The organism is Micromonospora craterilacus (assembly GCF_003236315.1).
Classification (GTDB): domain Bacteria; phylum Actinomycetota; class Actinomycetes; order Mycobacteriales; family Micromonosporaceae; genus Micromonospora; species Micromonospora craterilacus.
The window spans coordinates 12724-33624 of record NZ_POTY01000044.1 but is presented as its reverse complement, the minus strand read 5'-3'; the positions used below and the strand labels follow the sequence as shown (position 1 = coordinate 33624).

10 protein-coding genes are annotated in these 20901 nt (G+C 74.2%); 6 read left to right on the top strand and 4 right to left on the bottom strand.

Features of this window, described 5'->3' with window-relative positions; genetic code table 11:
- Position 1: 1 nt before the first annotated feature.
- A complete protein-coding gene (locus C1I95_RS09980) occupies positions 2 to 1147 on the top strand; it encodes an aminotransferase class V-fold PLP-dependent enzyme (protein WP_111213505.1) in 1146 nt (381 codons plus the stop codon).
- On the top strand, positions 1144 to 2178 hold the full coding sequence (locus C1I95_RS09975; protein WP_111213504.1) for a methyltransferase: 1035 nt from the start codon (positions 1144 to 1146) through the stop codon (positions 2176 to 2178). Before C1I95_RS09980 ends, C1I95_RS09975 begins: the two co-directional genes overlap by 4 nt.
- 47 nt (positions 2179 to 2225) lie before the next feature.
- Here C1I95_RS09975 and C1I95_RS09970 read toward each other — a convergent pair whose 3' ends face one another.
- Positions 2226 to 13907 (bottom strand): non-ribosomal peptide synthetase, encoded by an 11682-nt coding sequence (locus C1I95_RS09970; RefSeq protein ID WP_199523672.1) that lies wholly within the window; start codon positions 13905 to 13907, stop codon positions 2226 to 2228.
- Positions 13908 to 14082: 175 nt separating this feature from the next.
- Here C1I95_RS09970 and C1I95_RS09965 point away from each other — a divergent pair, with 175 nt between their 5' ends.
- The 4 genes from C1I95_RS09965 to C1I95_RS09955 all read left to right on the top strand — a co-directional run bounded on the left by C1I95_RS09965 (position 14083) and on the right by C1I95_RS09955 (position 18037).
- On the top strand, positions 14083 to 15321 hold the full coding sequence (locus C1I95_RS09965; protein ID WP_111213503.1) for a glycosyltransferase 87 family protein: 1239 nt from the start codon (positions 14083 to 14085) through the stop codon (positions 15319 to 15321).
- Positions 15318 to 16355 (top strand): glycosyltransferase family 2 protein, encoded by a 1038-nt coding sequence (locus C1I95_RS36270; RefSeq protein ID WP_233513451.1) that lies wholly within the window; start codon positions 15318 to 15320, stop codon positions 16353 to 16355. The genes C1I95_RS09965 and C1I95_RS36270 overlap by 4 nt, the downstream gene beginning before the upstream one ends.
- Entirely contained in the window at positions 16352 to 17353 is a 1002-nt protein-coding gene (locus C1I95_RS36265) for a lysylphosphatidylglycerol synthase domain-containing protein (RefSeq protein ID WP_233513450.1), read from the top strand. The genes C1I95_RS36270 and C1I95_RS36265 overlap by 4 nt, the downstream gene beginning before the upstream one ends.
- Positions 17354 to 17434: 81 nt before the next feature.
- Entirely contained in the window at positions 17435 to 18037 is a 603-nt protein-coding gene (locus C1I95_RS09955; protein ID WP_158566345.1) for a class I SAM-dependent methyltransferase, read from the top strand.
- 7 nt (positions 18038 to 18044) lie between these two features.
- On the opposite strand, the gene C1I95_RS09950 is transcribed toward C1I95_RS09955, so the two are convergent.
- The 3 genes from C1I95_RS09950 to C1I95_RS09940 all read right to left on the bottom strand — a co-directional run bounded on the left by C1I95_RS09950 (position 18045) and on the right by C1I95_RS09940 (position 20759).
- Entirely contained in the window at positions 18045 to 18851 is an 807-nt protein-coding gene (locus tag C1I95_RS09950) for an AfsR/SARP family transcriptional regulator (protein WP_111213501.1), read from the bottom strand.
- Positions 18852 to 19035: 184 nt separating this feature from the next.
- On the bottom strand, positions 19036 to 19752 hold the full coding sequence (locus C1I95_RS09945; RefSeq protein WP_111213500.1) for a polysaccharide deacetylase family protein: 717 nt from the start codon (positions 19750 to 19752) through the stop codon (positions 19036 to 19038).
- Positions 19749 to 20759 carry a glycosyltransferase family 2 protein gene (locus C1I95_RS09940; protein WP_111213499.1) on the bottom strand — a complete coding sequence of 337 codons (1011 nt, stop codon included), beginning with the start codon at positions 20757 to 20759 and terminating at the stop codon, positions 19749 to 19751. Before C1I95_RS09940 ends, C1I95_RS09945 begins: the two co-directional genes overlap by 4 nt.
- Between the last annotated feature and the right edge of the window lie 142 nt (positions 20760 to 20901).

Genomic DNA, 20901 nt, shown 5'->3' with positions numbered 1-20901 from the left:
CATCCCAAGCTGCCTCGACCGTGCCGCACACAGCGCGCTGCGCGCCGAGTTCCCGCTGCTGGAGCAATGCGTCTACCTGAACAACAACTCCACCGGCGCGGTCCCCAGGGGAGCCGAGCGGGTGCTGCGCGGCTACTGGGAAACGCTGCGCACCTGGCGCGACGACGTGTGGCAGGACTGGCACGTCGGCCTCGACCGGTACGCCGACGGGTTGGCCGCCCTGCTCGGCGCGCCCCCGGGCAGCGTGGTCACCGACGCGAACCTGAGCACCCTGCTGGCCCGGGTGGCGTCCTGCTTCGACTACCGGCCACCCCGCGACCGGGTCGTCGTCACCGACCTGGAGTATCCGACGGTGCCGTTCGTCTTCCGGGCGTTCGGCCGCTACGGCGCCCGCCTCACGGTGGCCGGCACGGGTGGCCCCCGGCTCGACCAGGACGCCCTTGAGGAGCAGATCGACGAGCGGACGCTGCTGGTGTGCGTGCCGCACGCCAGCTTCACCTCCGGCGCCACGGTCGACCTGCCCCGGCTGGTCGCCCGCGCCCACCAGGTCGGCGCGTTGGTGGTGGTGGACGCCTTCCAGACCGTGGGAGTGGTGCCGCTGGACGTGACCACGCTCGGCGTCGACGTCGTCCTCGGTGGCGCACACAAGTGGCTCTGCGGCGTCGGCACCGCGTTCCTCTACGTCCGGCCGGACCTGGTGCCGCAGCTGGAACCGGCGGCGACCGGGTGGCAGGCCGGCGACCGGGCGCTGACCTTCCAGCCGTCCACCGGCTGGGCGCCGGGTGCGCGCCGGTTCGCCGGTGGCACGCCGTACCCACTGACCTCGCTGGTCTCCCAGGTCGCCCTGGATCTGCTGGCCGAGGTGGGCGGGGCAGCCATTCGACGGCATTCGCTGGCGCTCACCCAGCGGCTGCTGGATCGGGCCGACGCAGCGGGCATCACGGTGGTCAGCCCTCGGGAAGCCCACCGGCGCGGCGGCGTGGTGTGCCTGGACGTGCCCGACGGTGAGACCGTCAAGCGGCGGCTGGCCGCCCGAAACCTGATCTGCAGTTGGCGCGGCTACCTGCGGGTCGGCCCGCACGTCTACAACAGCCTCGACGAGATCGACGAATTCATGGACGCGCTGAACAAGGAGTTGGGCCGATGACCGTAACGCTCTCGCCCCGGGCACTGATGAGCCTGCTCGCCAACGGCTCCAAGGCCATGGACGTGCTGCGGACGGCGCTCGACCTGGGGCTGCTCGACGCGTTGGAGTCCGGGCCGGTTCGTCTCGACACGCTGGCGGCTCGGTTCGAGGTGCACCCGCTTCGGCTGTACAAGTTCCTGGACTGCCTGGAGAGCCTCGGCTTCCTGACCCACGACGAGCCCGCCGAGGCCATCGGCGCGGCCAGCTATCGGGCCGTACCCGGGCTACGCGACGCGGTCGAGGCGGTGGTCGGCCCGGCCGCGATCGAGCGGGACCGGGATCGCTACCCGTGGCGGCAGCTGCACGGTCGGCTGGCCGAGAGTCTCCGCGGCGAGGTCAGCATCGGCGACGACGACTTCGCCTGGCCCCCGAAGACCGACGTCCAGACCGCCGACTTCGAACGCAGCATGGCCGTCGGGCTGGGCCCGGTGATCGAGGCGGTACGGCAGCACGCCGACCGGCTCTGGCCCGACCGGCAGCGGCTGTTGGACGTGGGCGGCGGCGACGGGACACTGGCCGCGCACATCCTGGACACCGCGCCGAAGCTGCGGGCCGACGTGTACAACCTGCCCGCGGTGGCACCGCTGGTGGCGGCGACCCGGGTCGCCCGTGGCCACCCGGAGCGGCTGGGATTCGTCGGTGGCGACTTCCTCGCCGAGCCACTCCCGCGGGGGTACGACGCGCTGTCGTTCGTCCGGGTGCTGCACGACTGGCCCAACGAGGTGGCCCGACACCTCGTGGAGCAGGCGTACGCGGCCCTGGAGCCGGGCGGACTGCTGCTGATCTGCGAAGAGTTCCGTACCCCGGACCGCCTGGCCATGCAGTTCTTCTGGAGCTACTTCCTGATCGGTGTCGACAACTGCGTCAGCCGGCTACGGGAGGTGACCTTCTACGCCACGCTGCTCACCGAGGTCGGCTTCGAACAGGTGAAAGTGCTGCCCGGCACCTGGGAACTGGTCACCGCGTACAAGCCGATCACCGCCGAGGTCTGAAACTGCGGCTCGGGCCAGCGCCCGGGGCCTGGTGGCGGCAGGTCGCCTCAGGTGACAGTCGCGGGCAGGATCCCGGGCAGGTCCGGTTCGACGAGGTGGTGCAGCAGGTGCAGGGGCGCGGCGGTGATCCCGGCCCCGGTCAGCGCTTGCGCATACGCCGCCGCGGTCGAATCGTCCACCAGGCCGTGCACCAGCGGCAGGTCCGGGGCGGCCGTCCACAGCAGCGACTCCAGCCGGCAGGAGGCGATCGTCCCGGGCAGCCCGAGGGCGGCCCCGGACATGGCCGCCGGTGCCGGTGGCAGCTCCGTCGGGACGTCGCGGCGGGTCTGGCCGACGTGCAGCAGCCCACCTCCGACCACCAGGATGTCGCGGTCTCGGCGCATCCGGGCCAGGGCCCGCCCGGTGTCCAACGCGGGCGGGAACGAGTCGTCCACCACGATCGTTCCCGGTGCCAGCCGGTCGACCTCGATCGGCTCGGTGGCCGCGCTCGTCGCCGCGACGATCACCTCCGCCGAGTAGCCGGCCGGGGCGATTCCCGGGGCCGACGGGCACACCTCGATGTCACCGGCGAAGCCGTCCGCCCGCAGCCGCGTGACGTGCTCGACGAGTCGGGGTGCGGCGGCTGGGACGTCGCAGAGCACGAGCCGCGCGGGCGGGTGTTCCGCCCGGGACAGCAGCAACCGTAGCGAGGAGAACCCGATCGAGCCGAGACCGACCACAGCGAGGCTGCGGCCGGCAAGGCTTCGTCCGGTGGCGGCCAGCGCGGCCTCCACCGTGCGGACGACGGAGACGACGGTGGCCGCGTGGCCGGTGGTCACCGCGACTCCGCTGCGGGTACGCCGCAGCACACCGACGCCGTAGCCGGTACGGGCGGGAATCATGCCGGCCAGCGACACGCATCGAGCACCGAGGCTGGCGGCCAGGTCGACCGCCTCGCCGGTCTCGGTGGCGAGGGCGTCCCCGGCGGCGGTCAGCTCGTCGGCGAACCGGGGCAGGCAGACGAAGCCGGAGACACCCAGCGGGGTGGTCAGCTCCTCCAGCAGCCGCGGGCGGCCGTCGGGAAAGAGCAGGTCGCGTACCTGTGCCCGGGGCAGGCGGTCGGCGGGCAACCCGGCGATCGCGGCGAGCTGCGCCGGCGGCGGCAGGTAACCGACGATGGCCGCGGCCAACCTGAGTCTCCGCGCCGGGCCAGCCGTCGCCGCCGGCACGATCTCGTTCACTGTGGCCTGCCGCCCGGCGGGCGGACTGTCGGCGGCCGCGGCGGTGAGGTCGGCGCGCAGCCGGTCCGCGAGCCGGCCCAGCTCGGCCGGGGTCACCGTGTTGGGCGAGCCGCGCAGCGTGATGCGGAGTCCGTCCGGTCCGGGGCGCGCGGTCAGGAACAGGTCGGTGCCGAGAGGCGGCGGCGTCAGTTCGGTCTCCTCGTCCCAGTCGAGGCTGAGCCGGTCTGTCCCGGCACCGACCGCCGTGGACGACGGCACGCCGGCCGCTGTCGGTGACGGCCCACCGAGTGCGGCGAAGTCCAGGAAGCTGAAGAAGAACTGGGCGCCGGCGGGGGTTCCGCCCGGTCCGGCGGGCACGGCCGCCGCGATCGACGGCGGGTCGTCGTGCCGCCGGGCGGCGGCGACCTCGGCCGCGACCCGAGCGAGCTGCTCGGCGAAGCCCGCCGATCCGCCCAGACGCAACGGCAGCATCGCCGCGCAGGGACCGAAGATCCGGTGCAGGTCCGGCAGCGGATGGTCCCGACCCGTCAGCGCCAGGCCGACGACCAGGTCGTCCTGCCCGGTGAGGCTGGCCACCGCCCGGTGGTACGCGGTCAGCACCGGGGCGTACAGGGTGGTCGCGGCGTCGGCGGTCAGCCGGCGCAGTCCGCTGACCACCGCCCCGTCCAGGGTGAAGCCGCACACCGCCGGAAGGCCCGCCATCGGCGTACCGTTCACGGCCGGTGTGCCGGAGGAGTCGGGGCGGGCAGCGAGCACCGGCGGCCGGTACGGCGTGTCGAACCGGCCGACCCACCAGGTGTGCGCGCTCGGCTCGGGTGGGCCGGCGGCGCGGCGCGCCAGCAGCGCGACGTACTCCCGGAAGTGGGTGCGCAGCGGGGACAGGTCGCCGGGGAGATCCGCCACCAGCCGGTGGTAGACCGCCAACAGTTCCTGGCCGAGCAGGGCGGCGCTGTAACCGTCGCCGATCAGGTGGTGGGCGTGCACCAGCAGGATGTGGTCGTCGGGGGCGAGCGCCAGCAGCCGCAGCCGCAGCAGCGGCCATGCCCACGGCTCGAAGCGCCGCTGGCGTTCCTCGGCGACCTGGGCGGCCACCTCGTCGGGGCCGGCGAGCACCTGGTAGCCGATCGGTAGGCGTAGCGACGGGGGCAGCTCCTGCTGGAGCGGGGGCCGGGCTCCGGCGGGGAAGACCGTACGCAGCATCGGGTGCCGGGCCACCAGCAGGTCGACGGCGCGTTGGAGGACCTCGCGGCGCAGCCGGCCGCGCAGTCGCAGCCGGGCCAGCCAGGCGGTGCCGGCGCCCGGTGCGACGGCGTCGGCGAGCAGGAAGCCGCGCTGGGTGGCCGTCACCGGGTACGGCTCACCCGGATCGCTTACCACCGTGGTGTCGGCGGTGCGTGCCGTGGCATCGACGGCAGCGTCGATCGCGGCGGCGAGCGTGCGGAGGGTGCGGTGCTGGTAGATGACGGTCGGGCTCGGCGTGGCCGGGAACTGGTCCTGCGCGCGGGCGAAGACCTCCAGCACCAGGATGGAGTCGCCGCCGAGGGCGAAGAAGTCGTCGTCGGGACCGATCGTCGGCAGGTCGAGCAGCTCGCCCCAGATCCGGGCCAGCCTCGCCTCGGTGCCGCTGCCGGTGCCGGTGCCGGTGCTGGTTCCGGTGGCTACGGCGGTCTGGCCGGTCGGTGCGGGGAGGCGCTCCGGGCCGGCGGCCGGTGCGAAACCGCCGTGTGACCGGAGCCGGTCCCGGTCGACCTTCCCGGTGGGGGTCAGCGGGAGGCTGGCCAGCAGGTGGATCCGGGCCGGGACCAGTTGCTCGGGCAGGCGGTCGGCGAGGTATTCCCGCAGCTGCGCCACGGTCGGTCCGGATTGCGGTGCGGGTGCGACGAAGGCGTGCAGTCGTGGGTGCGGCTCGGCCTGGTGCAGCACCACCGCGGCGGCCACCTCCGGATGAGTGCGCAGCACCGCCTCGATCTCACCCGGTTCCAGCCGGTATCCGTGGATCTTCACCTGGTCGTCGAGGCGGCCGAGAAACTCCAGCGTGCCGTCCGGGGCCGCCCGGCCCAGGTCACCGCTGCGGTAGTACCACTCGCCGCCGTGCTGCCCGAAAGCGGCGGCCGTCAGCTCGGGCTCACCCAGATAGCCGGGGGCGATGCCGACCCCGCCGAGGTACAGCTCACCGGCCACGCCGGGCGGGCAGGGGTGCCCGTCCGGGTCGACGACCCGGACCCGCGCCCCGCCGATCGGCCGGCCGATCGGCAACCGGCGTACCGCGTCGTCGGGACGGCGGTCGATCAGGTGCCAGGTGGCGTTGATCGTCGCCTCGGTGGGGCCGTACAGGTTGGTGATCCGGCAGCCGTCGCCGAAGAGGTCGAACCAGCGTCGTACCGGCACCGGCGACAGCTCTTCCCCGCCGACGTGCACCCAGCGCAGGGCGCCGAGGTCCGGCGGCACGCCGTCGTGCACCGTCCGTTCCTCGGCGGCCCGCAGGATCCGCTCCCACAGGGTGGGTACCGAACTCCACACGGTGACCCGGTCCCGTTCCATCCGGGACAGCAGCGCCTGCGGGTCCCGCAGCACCGACCGGGGGAAGGTGACCACAGTGGCCCCGACCAGCAGCGGTGCCAGGATCTGCCGGACCGAGGCGTCGAAGCAGATCGACGAGGTCTGGGCCAGCCGGTCGCCGGGTCGGTAGCCGAAGGTGTCGATCGCCCAGTCGAGGTAGTTCACCATCGACCGGTGGGTGATCGGCACCCCCTTCGGCTGTCCCGTCGACCCCGACGTGAAGATCACGTACGCGGTGTCGTCCGGCGCGGACCCGGTCGCCGGCAGCTCCGCCGGGACCTCGGGTGGATCCGCCCCGAGCCGGACCGGCCGGACCGGGCCGGCGAGCCGGGCCACGGTGGCCGCACCGGCGTCGTCGTGCAGCACCACCCCGGCTCCGGCGCGGCGCAGCTGCCCGTCGAGGCGGGCCGGGGGATGGGCGGCGTCCAGCGGCACCCAGGCGGCTCCGGCGCGCAGGATTCCGACCACCGCGATGACCGACTCCGGGCCGGGTGCGGTGAGCATCCCGACGGGCTGGCCGGGGCGTACCCCGTGGGTGGCGAGCAGTTCGGCCACCTGGTCGGCGGCCTGGTCCAGGTCCCGGTAGGTCATCGTCCGGTCGCCGTCGGTCAGGGCCGCCGCGCCCGGGGTGCGCCGGCAGACGGCCCGGATCCGCCCGGTGACGTCTCCGTCGTCGGCCGCTGGTCGGCGGAGGTCGACGTGCCCCTGCCGTGGCCCGGCGGCGAGGTCGACCAGTTCCTGGTGGTGTTCGGCGGCGAGCCGGGCCACCGTCTCCCGTCGGAACAGCCGTGGCGGGAAGTTCCAGGACAGCTGTAGCGTCGCCCCCGACTCCCACCAGAGCAGGCTGAGCTGGGTGGCGGCGGAACCGGAACCGGCCGCCGTCGGGGCGATCGTCACCGGGCAGTCCGGGTCGGCGGTGACCGGGAACCGGGCGAAGCTGAACCCGGCCGGGCTGGCCGTGCGCGGGCCGTGCCCGGTCGGGCGCAGCAGCCGGGCCAGGTCGAGGCTGGACACCGAACCGTGTCGCTGCGCGACGGTCCAGGACTCTCGCAGCCGGTCGGCGAGCTGTCCGGCGGGCTCGGCCGGATCCACCTCGACCAGCAGCGGCAGGGTGTCGGCGAACGGGCCGACGATCCGCTCGATACCCGGCAACCGGGCGTCCCGGCCGGCCCGCGCCACGCTCACCGGCACCCGCCGTTGCCCGCTCCACCGGGCCAGACAACGCACGTACCCGGCGAGGAGCAGGTGGAACACGGAGACGCCGGCCTCGGCGGCCCGCTCACGCAGCCGGGCGACCAGCGTGTCGTCGAGTTCGCCCAGGTGCGTCACGTATGGCGGTGCGGGCATCCCCCACGGGTCGCCGTCGTACGGCAGCCGCAGCGTCCACTCCGGACCGTCCAACGTCTCGCGCCAGTACGTCAGATCCGTGTCGGTGGGCGGGGCGACATCGAGGGCGTACCGGCCGAACCCGGGGGAGGCGGGCGGCAGGGCGGGGACGCGGCCCCGGGCCAGCGCGGTGTAGTCGGCCCAGAGTTGTTCGCTGAGCAGGTTGAGGCTGAACCCGTCCCCGGCCGCATGGTGCAGCACCAGGAGCAGGTGGGACCGGTCGGGGTGCTCCCGGGCGAGGACGGCCCGCAGCGGCGGTTGCCGGGTCAGGTCGACCGGGGTGTTGCAGAGTCGTTCCTCCAGCTCGCTGAGCGGCCCGGTGAGCGGAAGCACCTCGTAGGAGATCGCGGCTGGGCCCGAGGCGGCCGCCGGGGGGAGGATCGTCTGGCGCGGGGCGCCGGCGCTGGCCGCCGGGACGAACCGGACCCGCAGCATCGGATGGTGGGCGGCGAGACCGGCCAGCGCCCGGCCGAGCAGGTCCGCGTCGAGCGGCCCGGTGACGGTCTGCCGGACGAAGGCGTAGCTGGCCACCGTCGGGTGCAGCCGCTCGTTGACGTACCACGCCCGCTGCACCGCGGTCAGCGGAAACGGCTCCCCGTCGGCGACCGGTACCGGCGCCGCCGACCGCGAGGGCCCCGCCACCACCGGTGCCGGGGGAGAAGCCGGCGGCGTGGGCCCGTCGGCCGGTGCCGTCGGCGCGGCGCCGGACTCCGCCAGGTGACCGGCCAGCGCGGCGACGGTGGTGTACTCGAAGAACAGGGTGACCGGCAGTTGCCGGCCGAGTTCGTCCTCCAACCGTTTGACCAGGTCCACCGCGGCCAGCGAGTCCAGTCCGAGGGTGAGGAACGAGACGTCGTCGGCGATCTCCTCGCTCGGGCGGTGCAGCGGCTCGGCGAGCAGCCGGCGCAGCAACCGGGACAACTCGTCCACCTCCGGCCGACCCGGTGCCGGCTGGCCGGCGGTGGGGGCGACGGTCGCCGGCCCGGGGCGTAGGTCCGCGACCACCAGGTGGGCGGCGTCGACACCCCGGGCGGCCTGTAGCGCCCGCAGCGCGGCCCGGACCGTCAACGCGCCGGCGGTGCCACGGCCCGCGGTGGCCGCGGCGCCGCTTCGGGCCGCCATGCCGGTGTCGGTGATCGGCGCCAAGCCGACCGCCTGGGCGGGCCGGCCGGCAGCCCGTTGTGCGGCGGCGAAGGCGTCCAGGAAGGCGTTGGCTGCCGCGTAGTCGCCGACCGCCCCGGCCAGGCCGGGCAGCACCGCGCTGACCGACGAGAAGCCAACCAGCGTCGCCCGGTCGTGGCGGTGCCGGCGCAACGCCTCCGCCAGCAGGTGGCTGCCGCGTACCTTGGGGGCCAGCACGGCGAGGATGTCCGGCACGGATTTCGCCGCCAGGGTGCCGATCCGTACCGTCCCGGCGGCGTGCCAGACGGTCTCCACCCGGGACACCCCGGCCAGCAGCGCGTCGACGTCGGCCGGCACGGTCACGTCGCAACGCTGGTACCGCGCGGTGGCGCCGGCCGCGGTCAACTCCGCCAGCAGGCCGTCCGGGGCCTGCTCCGACCGCCCGGCCAGCAGCAGGGTGGGGCGGCCCCGGCCGGCGAGGGTACGGGCCAACTCGGCGCCGATCCCACCACCGCCGCCGACGATCACGTGTACGCCGTCGGTCGGTCCGGTCTCCGGCTCGGCGGACCGGTCGTCGGGGTCGCCGGACCGGTCGTCCCGGTCCGCTGCCGCAACCAGGTGGCGCCCGAGCCGATGTCCGGCCCGCCAGGCCACCCCGGTCAACGGGTGCTCGCCGGTGCCCGCGCCGCCGTCCGTAGCGTCGTCGAGGCGGCAGCCGGACAACTCCCGGCACACGGACTCCACCCGGACCGCCACGCTGTCCACACTGGACAGATCGATCACCTGGACGGGCAGGTCGGGACGCTCGTCGGCCATCGCCCAGCACAGTCCGGTCAGCACCGCCTGGACCGGCCGGGGCCGCTCGGCAGCCCCGGTGACCTGGACGTTGCCGGTGACCTGGACGTCCTCGGTGAGCACCAGCAGCCGGCCGAGATGCTCGGCCGGCTCGTCGAGCAGCGCCCGCACCGCGTCGACCTGCCCGGCCACGGCGGTGTCGAGGGCGGCCACGTCCGGCGGGTCGACCGCCGGCCCGGCCAGCCACACGGTCACCTCCGGTGGTGCGAGGTCGCCGACCGGCTCCGGCGCGGCCTGCACCGTGACGCCCCGACCCGCGAGCGTCGCGGCGAGCCGGGCGGCGAGTTCGCCGCCGATGCCGGGACCGCGCAGCCGTACCCGGGCCGGCAGCTCACCGGCGCCCAGCGGCGCATCCCGCCAGGCGACCCGGTGCAGCGGCACGGCCGCCTGCGGCGGCGCCGACGGCGGGTACGACCGCCGTTGGAACGGGTACGTCGGCACCGGCACTCGCCGCCGGCCGGCGTACAGGGCGGACCGGTCCAGCGGTCCACCGAGGGTCCACAGCCGTCCCACCGCCGCCAGCAGCGCCCCGGTGCCGGCGGCCGGCTGCGCCGCGACGTCCAGCACCGTCAGCACCCGTACCGGATCGGGACAGGCATCGTCGGTGGCCCGCAGCGCGGCGTGGAGCCGGCCGCCCGCCCCCAGGTCGATCACGGTGTCGTAGCCGTCGTGGCGCAACCGCCGCAGCGCCGCGTGCCACGCCGGCTCCGCCGACCGTGCGGTCGCGCCGGCGCGCCGGACGGCCTCGGCCGGCTCCAGTTCGCCGCGGGCGGCGACGGCCGCGAGGGCACCGACGCCGTACCCGATCGTGGTGTCCGGCACTACGCCCCAGGCGGCCAGCTGGCCGGCGAGGGCGAGTCCGACGGCGACCGCCACCGGCCCCGCGACCTGCGGATCCGGTGCCGAGCCGGTCAGGCACCAGGAGAGCAGCGGGCGTCCGGCCACCGGTGCGGCGGCGGCCTCGGCCAACAGGGCCCGGAAGACCGGCAGCCGGTCGTGCAGGTCGCGCACGGCCGCTGCCGGCAGCGCCGCGCCGTCGTCGGGGAAGACGAGCACGGTCCGGGGCCGCCGGCCGACCGGCCCGTCGGCGGGGGTGTCGGCGGCGGCGTCGAGCCGTCCGGCCAGGTCCCCGTCGGCGAGCACCGCCAGCCGGTACGGGGCGTCGTCACGGGCCGTACCGGCGCTGGCGCAGACGTCGGCCTCGGTGAGTTCCGGGTGGGCGCGGAGGTGTGCGGCGAGTTCCCGAGCCGCCTGGCCCAGCGCCGCCGCCGAGTGCGCGGTGAGGGTGGCCAGGTGGCATCCGGGTTCGGCCGGGGCGCTGCCCGGTGGAACGGCCGGGGCCTCCCGCAGGACCGCGTGCGCGTTCGTCCCGCCGAAACCGAACCCGTTGATTCCGGCGACCAGCGGGCCGGGTGCGGTCCACGGCCGTCCCTCGGTGACCACCGCGAAACCGGCTTCGGCGAGGTCGAAGCGGACGGACGGCCGGGCGTGGTGCAGGGAGGGCGGCAGGTGCTGGTGCCGCAGCGCCAGGATCACCTTGACCAGCGCGGGCAGCCCGGCCGAGTTGAGCAGATGGCCGAGGTTGGTCTTCACCGAGCCCAGCCCGCGCGGCACCCCGTCGGCGGGCGGTGGGTACGCCGTGGCCAGCGACCGGACCTCCACCGGGTCGCCGAGTTCGGTGCCGGTGCCGTGGGCCTCCACGTACGACACCTCCGCCGGGTCGATCCCCGCCTCCCGGTACGCCCCCGCGATCACCTCCCACTGCCGGTGCGGGTTCGGCGCGAGCAGGCTCAGCGAGCGCCCGTCGTTGCCGACGGCGGTCCCGGCGACCACGGCCAGCACCGGATCCCCGTCGGTGTGCGCGTCGTCGGCCCGGCGGAGCACCAGCGCGGCACCACCCTCGCCGGGCACGAAACCGTCGGCGTCGGCGTCGAAGGCACGGCAACGCCCGGTGGGGGAGAGCGCCTCGGCGGCGTCGAGCATCCGGTACCCGGTCTCGGTGAGGTTGAGATTCACCCCGCCCACCACCGCGACGTCACACTCCCCGGCGGCCAGGCTCCGGGCGGCCAGGTGCAGCGCGACCAGCGCCGACGAGCACGCCGTGTCCACCGCCAACGCCGGCCCGGTCAGATCCAGTGCCTGCGCCAGCCGGGCCGGTACGAGGTTCCGCAGGTTTCCGACCAGCATCGCCGCCCCGCCGATCGGCCCGTCGGCCGCCAGTAGTTCGGGGTACGCGCTCTCGCCGACGGCGGCGAAGACGCCGATCCGGTGGCCGTGCCGGCGAGGTCCGGCGTACCCGGCGCGCTCCAGGGCCTCGTACCCGATCTCCAGGAAGAGCCGGGCGTGCGGGTCGGTGAGCCGGGCCTCCTGCGCGGTGAGACCGAAGAATCCGGCGTCGAAGAGCATCGGGTCGTCGAGGAAGGAACCCCACCGTGCGGCGTCCCCGGCCGAGGTCCACCGGCGCGCCGGGACCGGGCCGACGGCGTCGACGCCGTCGACCAGCCGTTGCCAGAACTCCTCCGGAGTGTCCGCGCCGGGAAACCGGCAGGCCATCCCGATCACCGCGATGGTCGCCAACCCGCCGCCGCGGCGGTCAACGGCCGGGGCGGCGGCCGGTCGGACGACCGGCCGGACGGCCAACCGGTCGGCGAGCGCCGCGACGGTGGCGCAGTCCCGCAGGTCCGCCGGGTGCAACGTGGCACCCAGCGCGTCCTCCAGCCCGGCGAGCACCTCCATCGCCTTCAGCGACGACCCACCGATGGCCAGGAACCGGTCGTGCAGGCCGATCGTGGCGGACGACCGGTCCAGCACCCGGGCCCAGACCTGCCGGATCAGCTCTTCGAGCTCCCGCCGGGACGGCCCGTCGGCGGCGGCCGGCAGCCGAAGGACGGGGGCCGGCGCACCGTCTGCCGGGCTGCCGTTGGCTGGTACGCACCAGCGCCGTTCCCGGTCGGCGAAGTCGCCGGCCAGGTACCGGTCGCGCATCCGGCGCCGGCGAAGCTTCCCGCTGGTGGTCCGGGCGAACGCGCCGGGCGGCAACGGCAGCACCCGGACCTCGTCGTGGCCGCAGACCTCGGCCACCCGCGCCCGAACCACGGCGAGGACACCGGCCGCCTCGGCCGGCGGGCGGGCCCACGGCACGAACACCACGATCCGTTCCCCACCGGAGTCCGGGTCGGTGGCGCCGACCACCACCGTCAGATCGCCCGGCAGGCCAGGGGTGGCAACGGCCACCGACTCCAGATCCGTGGCGTGGAAGGTCCGGCCGTTGACGAAGACCACGTCCTTGGCCCGGCCGGTGACACAGAGCCGCCCGTCGCGCAGGAAACCCAGGTCGCCGGTACGCAGCCAGCCGCCCACGAAGGTGTCCCGGCTGGCCTGCGGCGCCCGGTGGTAGCCCCGGGCCACGTTCGGGCCGCTCACCTCGATCTGGCCGACGCGCTGCTCGGCCAGCGGCCGGCCGTGTTCGTCGACGATGCGCACCGCGCAGCCGGTCACCGGCTGGCCCAGATCCATCAGCTCGACCGCGTGCGGGCCGGGGTGCGTCGGCACCGCCCGGCCCCGGCTCAACTCGGCTCGGTCCAGCACCAGCGGGGCGGCCGTTTCCCCGGGCGGCGGGAAGGTCACCGCGAGGGTCGCCTCGGCGAGCCCGTACACCGGTCGCAGGGCGGCCGGGTCGAGCCGCGCCGGGCGGGTGTGCGCCACAAAGGACCGCCACACCGCCGCGGAGATCGGCTCGGCCCCCACCACCATGCACCGCACCGGACTCAGATCGAGTCCGGCGAGGGTCTCGGCCGGCACCCGGCGCACCGCCAGGGCCAGCGCGAAGTTCGCCGCCGACAGCAGGGTGGCCCGGTGCCGGTGGGCGGTGGTGAACCAGACGGCCGGACGCTTGGCGAACGCCAGCGGACCGATGCGTACCTGCTTGAGGCCGACGGCGAGCGGCGTCAGGTGGGTGCCGATCAACCCCATGTCGTGGAAGTACGGCATCCAGGTGACCAGGACGTCATCCGGGCGCGCGCCGGTGGCCAACCGCGCCTGTTCCAGGTTGGCCAGCACGTTGTCATGGGTCAGCTCCACCCCACGGGGCGCGCCGGTGCTGCCGGAGGAGAACTGGAGGAAGGCGACGTCGTCCCCGGCGGGCGTCGGCAGGTCGTCCGGTGGGAGGCCGGCGCGCAGCTCGGCCAGCCGCAGCACCGGCGCGGGCAGCCCGTCCGCCGCCGCGGCGGTGGCGTCGTCGGTCACCACCACCGCGTCGGCGAGCAGGTCCCGGACCGCCCGTACCCGGTTCGGCTCGGGCGGCAACGGCACCGGCACCAGCCCGGCGGCGAGCGCACCCCAGAACATCGGTTGAAAGTCGTCCCCGGCGTCGGCGAGCAGGAGTGCCGGCGTGCCCGGTGCCACCCCGGCGGCGCGGTATCCGCCGGCCACCCGCAGCGACTCGTCCCGCAGCTGCCGGAAGCTGACCGTACGCTCGGTGCCGTCCTCCCGCACATGCACGATGACCTGGTCGGGCGTTCGGGCGGCGGCGTCGAGGAGCACATCGAGCAGACCTCGGCGGGCACCAGGCCCGGTCGCAATCGACACAGCAGGATGGTAGTCGTCCATGATCTCCGGCCGGTGTCCGAGTGGCGACACCCTCAGGCGGCAACACGGCTGCAGCGCGGGTCGGTGCTGGCCGTGGGTAATCCAGATCAGTTACAGAAAGCGTTGACACATCGATTGTTACCGTCTTCCCGCCGACCTTCGAAGGGGGAATTCGGTGACGATCCTCTCGCCGGCGGCGGGCCCTCGGTCGGATCGCCGGCCCGGTGTGGCGCTGCCCGCCGCCGCGCTGATCGTGCTGCCGGTGCTGGTGGCCGCCGCCGCGGTCGTCGTGCACCGGAGCACCGGCCGGTTCTGGGGCGACCTCGCCGTCTACCGGGCGGCCGCGATCGCCGCCGCCGGTGGCGACGGGCGGCTCTACGACATCACCCACCGGGGCGTGGACGGCATCGTGCTGGGCTTCACGTACCCGCCGTTCGCCGTGCTGCTGCTGCAACCGCTGGCGTACGTCGGCGCGTCGACCGGGATCGGGATCTGGTCGCTGGCCTCGGTCGTCGCGTTGTCGGCCGTGGTCCGCGCGTCGCTGCGGGCCGCCGGCGCGGGTACCGGCGCTGGTGCCGTTCTGCTGGGCACGGTGGCGCTGCTGCCGGTATTCCCGGTGGCCGGTCACCTCCAGGTAGGCCAGGTGGGCCTGTTCCTGATGCTGATCGTGTTGCTGGACCTGACCGGCGAACCCGGCAGCCGCTGGCGCGGTCTCGGTGTCGGCATCGCCGCCGGGATCAAGCTCACCCCGCTGATCTTCGTGGGGTACCTGCTGTGCCTGCGCCGATGGCGAGCGGCGGGGGTGGCCCTGGCCGGATTCGCCGCGACTGTCGGGCTCGGCTTCGCCTGGCGGCCGGTCGACTCGGTCCGGTTCTGGGGTGGTGGCCTGTTCGACACCGCCCGCGTCACCGGCGATCCCCGTACGGTGCTGAACCAGTCGCTGCACGGCGCGCTGGCCCGCCTCGGCGACACCGCCGACGTACGGGCCGTGTGGCTGCCGCTGGCGGCGCTGACGGCGGTGGCCGGGATCGTGGTCGCGGTCCGGTGCGTCCGGGCCGGTGACCAGTTCCTCGGCGTGCTGGCCTGCGCGACGACCGGCCTGCTCGTCTCACCGGTCTCCTGGCACCACCACTGGGTGTGGTGCGTACCGGCCCTGGTGCTGCTGGTGGTACGCGGCCGGCGGGCCGGTGACCGGGGCGCGGTCGTGGCCGGCGCGCTGCTCTGGACCGGCTTCGTGGCCAGCGCCGCCTGGACCCTCGTCGGGCTGCGCGGCGCGGATCTGCACTTCCGGGGCGTGGAGTTGCTGCACACCAACCTGTACGTGCTGGTCGGGTTCGTGGCGCTGGGCTGGCTGGCGCTGCGCCCGAGCGGCGGCCGGACCGGCGTCGACGGCACCGAAGGGCGGGTCCGGTGAGGGTGTCGGTGGTGGTACCCAACTACAACAAGGAGCGCACCCTGCGTGACTGCCTGTCGGCGGTCTACGCCCAGCACCCACCGCCGGCCGAGGTGATCGTCGTCGACGACGCGAGCACCGACCGGTCCCGACGGATCGCGGCCGAGTTCCCCTGCACGGTGCTGGCCTTCCCGGTCAACCGGGGAGTGTCGGCGGCCCGTAACGCCGGTGCCGCCCGGGCCACCGGTGACGTGCTGTTCTTCGTCGACTCGGACATCGCCCTGGCGCCCGGCGCGCTGGCCGTCGCGGTACGCACCTTCGACACGTACCCGGACTGCGGTGTCGTGCAGGGCATCTACGATCTGCGTCCGCTCTACGACGACGGCCCGGTCGAGGCGTACAAGACGTTGTTCGAGCACTTCTGGCGACGCCGGGCCACCGGGGTGACGGCAACCACGATGTTCGCGCTCACCGCCGTGCCCAAGGCGGTCTTCGAACTGGTCGGCGGCTTCGACGAGCGGCTGCGTGACGCGGAGGACGTGGAGTTCGGCACCCGACTGCCCCGGCGGTACGAGATCCGGGTGAGCGACGAGATGGTCGGCCGGCACGACGACGTGGACCGGCTGCGGCCGTACCTGTCGGAGTTGTTCCGCCGCGCGATGACGTACGCCGGTGCGGTCGTCGCCGCCCGCTGGGAGCGACCGGCCGCCGGATCGGTCGGCGAGGCGCGGACCCCGCACCGGGTCGACCTCGGGTCGGTGGTCGGCATGGTCTCCAGTGGGCTGACCGTGGGCACCGCGCCGCTGATCCTGCTGTCACCCTGGCTGGCCGCGCTGCCGGTGATCCTGGTCGGCGCCGCCATCGTGGCGGACCGCGAGTTGCTGGCGTTCGCGTGGCGGCACCGCGGCCCGCGGTTCCTGCTCTACGCGGCCGGCCTGCGGTGGCTCACCCACCTGACCGAATTTGTCGGGATGGGGCTGGGGGTGTCCGGCGCGCTGCTGCGTCGGGTCCGCGCCGGCGGGTCCCGGCCGACCACTGTGGAGGTCCGGCGATGAAGGGCCGCTGGTGGCGGCTGGCCAACCGTGCGGTCACCGTCGTCTTCGTGGTGGCCCTGACCATCGGTCTGGTGCTGTTCGTCCGCTCCCAGGACTGGACGCCCGTGGCGACGTTGGCCGGCCAGCTGGACCCGTGGCGGGTGGCCGCCGCGCTGGCCGGTGCCCTGCTCATCAACGCCGCCGGGTTGTTGCTGGGGTTGGCCTCCTGGCGGGCGCTCTTCATCGACCTCGGTGCGCCGGTCGACCGGTGGACCGCGTACCGGCTGTTCTTCGTGGGATTCCTGGCCAAGTTCGTCCCCGGCCGCTTCGTCGCCCTGCCGGTGCTGCTGCGGATGGGCAAGGAGATCGAGGTGGGGCCGGTCCGGCTGGCCGGGGTGTTCCTGCTGAGCTGGGCGGTGGTGGCGATGACCGGGATGACGGTCGCGCTGGCGGCCGGGCCGGCGCTGCTGTCGGGCGTCACCTGGTGGCTGCTGCTCGCCACGGTCCCGCTGCTCGTGCTCGTGGTCCGCCCGGACCTGCTCAACCGTGGGATCGCGGTGGCGGCCCGGCTGTTGCGCCGCCCGCCACCGCAGGTGGTCGCCTCCCCGTCCGGCCTGCGCCGGTCGGTCGCCGCCCAGTCACTGTCCTGGTTCGTCTCCGGGCATCACCTGTGGCTGCTCGCGGTGGCCGCCGGCGCGCCACCCGTACGGTCGTACCTGATCTGCGTGGCGGGGTTCGCCGCCGCCACCGTCGCCGGCCTGGCGGTGATGGTCGCCCCGGACGGCCTGGGCGTACGCGAGGCGGTGTTGATGCTCGGGCTGGCCACCGTGCTGCCGGTGGCCGTGGCCACCCCGGTGGTGCTGATCAGCCGACTGGTCTGCGCGCTCAGCGAGGTGGCCGTCGGTGGGGGAGGACTACTGCTGGCCCAGTACCTGCACCGGCGTCGGCTCCGGCTCGGCCGGCACGTCGACGCCGGGCCGCAGCAGAGTCCGGTCGAGCGGCCGACACCGGTCGGCTGACCGGGCACCGCGAGCGTTTCCAGCTGCCGGATTGGACGTCGGCGGAGAGAGGTCGGTGACATCGTGTCGAAGCTGAGGATGATGGCAGGGCGGATCGGTGCCCCGGTCCGGGCGCTGGTGCGCCGCAGCCCACGACTGAACGCGGCGCTCTGGGACACCCAGTACGCGCTGGGTCTCTGGGGCTACCTCGACGAGGCGGGCGACGGCGCCGTGCCGCTGTCGCTGATCGAGACGTGGGCGCCGCACCCGACGATCCTCGACCTGGGCTGCGGCACCAGCGCCAACCTTTCGTTTCCGCGCGGCCGGTACCGGCACTACCACGGCGTGGACATCAGCCGGCGGGCGATCGAGACGGCCCGGTCGCTGGACCGGCCGGACGCGTCGTACGCGGTGGCCGACATCCGGGCGTACGCCCCACCGGACCGGTACGACGCCATCCTGCTGCGCGAGGTCATCTACTACCTGTCCGTGGCGGAGGCGGCCGACCTGCTGCGCCGGTTGCCGGGCCTGCTCACCTCGCGGGGCAGGATTCTCGTGCAGATCTACGACGTGCAGCGGTCCGGGCAGTTCGTGGCGGTGATCCGGGACTGCGGGCTCGCCGTCACCACCTGGCTGCCGCCGGACGCCGGCGACGGCGCCCCCGACGCCTTCTTCGTGCTCACCCCCGCGGTCGCGGAGTCCTGACCGGCGCTCAGACGGGGACCCGCCGCTCCCACCACGGCCACACGGTCACCGGCTCGCTGCGCAGCAGCCGGCGATGTAGATCCTGAAGCCGGTGTCCCGGTTCCACCCCGAGCCGGTCGGCCAGGGTGGTCCGGGCGTCCTGGAAGGCGGTGAGCGCCTCCGCCCGCCGGGAGGTCTGCCCGAGCGCGATGAGCAGCAGCTCCCACAGCCGTTCCCGCATCGGGTGCTCGGCCAGCATCCAGCGCAGTTCGGCGACGACGTTCTCGATGTCACCGAGCAGGAGCCGGACGCCGGTCACCTCTTCCAGCACGTCCTGGCGCAACTCGGCCAGTCGGATCCGTTCGGCCTCGGCCAGCGGGCCGGTGGCCTCGTGCAGCGCCCGGCCGGACCAGCGGGCGAGGCCCCGCTGGAAGAGGTAGAGCGACCGGGGCAGGTCCGCCTGGGAGCGGGCGGCGCGGGCGCTCCGCACGTCCTGCTCGAAGCGGATGGTGTCCACCGCGTCGGCCGGTATGTCGAGGGTGTAACCCGGTCGGGTGGAGCGGAGCACCCGGGCCAGGGCCGGTCGGTGACCGGGCGGTTCGAGCGCCCGCCGCAGCCGGCCGATGTAGGTGTGCACCATGTTCTCCACCGAGTCGGGGCGCCGGCCGACCCAGATCGCCTCGACGATCTGGGCGACGGACATCACCATGCCGCTCCGCATCGCCAGCACCGCGAGGACCTCCCGCTGCCGGGGAGTGCCCAGGTACAGCAAGGTGTCTCCCCGGCAGGCCCGCACCGGGCCCAGCAGCAGTATGGACAGTTCATCGTGCGACATCAGGTGTCTCTCCCACCCGGCGGAGCCGGGATGCCACAACCCGGGCTCGGCACTACTCGACGGCTCTGTCCGGGCACCGGACACCCACGGCGGCGGGGGCGGGTCGGTACAGCCGGTGGATCGACGGGTTCACGCGTGGTCGGTGGCGTCCCGCTCGGGAATGCCTTCGCGGTCTCCACGTCCGCTACCGCTGGTCCGGGACGGTGACGAAGCGAAGCCCGCGGTCGGTCAGCCTCGGGAGCACCTCGGCCAGAGCCGCGATGGTCTGCGACCGGTCGCCGCCGCCGTCGTGGCAGAGCATGATCTGCCCGGGCCGGGTGCGCGACAGTGTCCGGACGATTTGGGGGACACCCGGACTGCGCCAGTCGCTGGGGTTCACCGTCCAGTCGACCGGGGAGAGGCCGAGGCCGGCGGTGATCCGCAGGACTGCCGACGACCAGTTGCCGCCGGGCGCGCGGAACAGTCGCGGCGTGACCGCGGTGGCGTCCTCGATCTCCCGCTGGGCGTACGCGATCTCCGCCCGGATCTCGTGCCGGGCGAGCGCGGCGAACGGCTGCGGGTGCGACATCGAGTGGTTCCCGATCAGATGACCGGCGGCCAGCACCTGACGGGCCAGGTCCGGCCGTTCCCGTACCCGGTCACCGACGAGGAAGAACGTGGCCCGCACACCGTGCCGGTCGAGCAGGTCGAGCAGGGCCGGGGTCCACCTCGGGTGCGGGCCGTCGTCGACGGTGAGTGCGATCTCCTCGCCGGGCAGGCCGAAGGCCGGCCAGTGTGCGCCGCCGAGCGTGGGACGGCGGCGCAGCAACTGCCGGCCACGGTAGGCGAAGAGCAGGTAGTGCAGTGCCTGTGCGTGCAGGTGCGAGCAGAGCCGGGTGACGCGTTCTCGACGGCCGCTCATCGGGACGTCTTCGCGGTGGTCGCCCGGGTCGGTCCGAAATCGCGGTCGGCGAGATGACGCAACCCGCCCACGACGGCGCCGGTGACGACAGCGAGTTGGACCAGCAGATGCACGGCGAAGAAGAAGAGTGTGAACGCGGGCCCGCGCTGACGCAGGACGAACCGCAGCAGCCCGGGTTCGGCGGCCATGAACAGCACGACGAACAACAGGGACAGCACCGGCCAGCCACCGGTGAACAGCGCCGACGGCAGGGCTGCCGGCACCATCGCCGCGGTGAGCAGGCCCGCCGCGGTGTTGGCGCGGATGCCGGCCGGCCCGCGTTCGGCCAGGGCCACCGGAATCAGCAGCTGCGAGCGGCGGAACTGCTTGCGCAGCAGTGCGCCGAGCCGGCTGTCGTCGTCGTGCCGGCAGACCACCGTGTCGGTCAGGACGATGCCGTACCGGTCGCCCATCCGGTCGCCGAGTTCCACGTCCTCTGAGGCGCGCAGCTTCTCGTCGAAGAGGCCGACCGAGGTGAAGACCTCCCGCCGGATGAGACAGATCGCGAAGAGGGTGGTGCGTACCCGCCCGACGTTGCGCAGCCGCCAGTAGTGCCCGTGCGTCAGCCGGTACGCCTCGACGGGACCGTCGTCGATCAGCGGTTCCAGCGCGTAGATGCCGTGTACGCAGGCGACGTCCGGCTGGTCACGGAGGATGGCGAGGGCGTTGCTTAGCGCGTCCGGTTCCGGTGCACAGTCGGAGTCGAGGAAGAAGAGCAGCTCGCCGGTGCTGGCCCGGATGCCGCGGTTGCGGGCGGCGGCGGGCCCGGCGTTCTGGTCGGTGACCAGCAGCCGGCACGGAAACCGCTGGGCGATCGCGCGGGTGTCGTCGGTGCTGGCGTCGTCGACGACGATGACCTCGGTCACCGGGTGCCGTTGCCGGTGGATCGCCTCAAGGCACGCACCCAGGGTCTTCGCACTGTTGTGGGTGGGAACGATGACCGACACCGTCGGCGGCATGACGAGCACCTCAAAGGGCTGGTGGATAAAGTGCGGAGGAATTGACCGGCGGCAATTGTGTTGCGCCTCGACCAAGTTATCGAGCGGCAACCCCGCCACGCAAGGGTTGCCTTGCGTAGTCAAGGTTGCATCCAGCGGCGGTTCAGGAAAG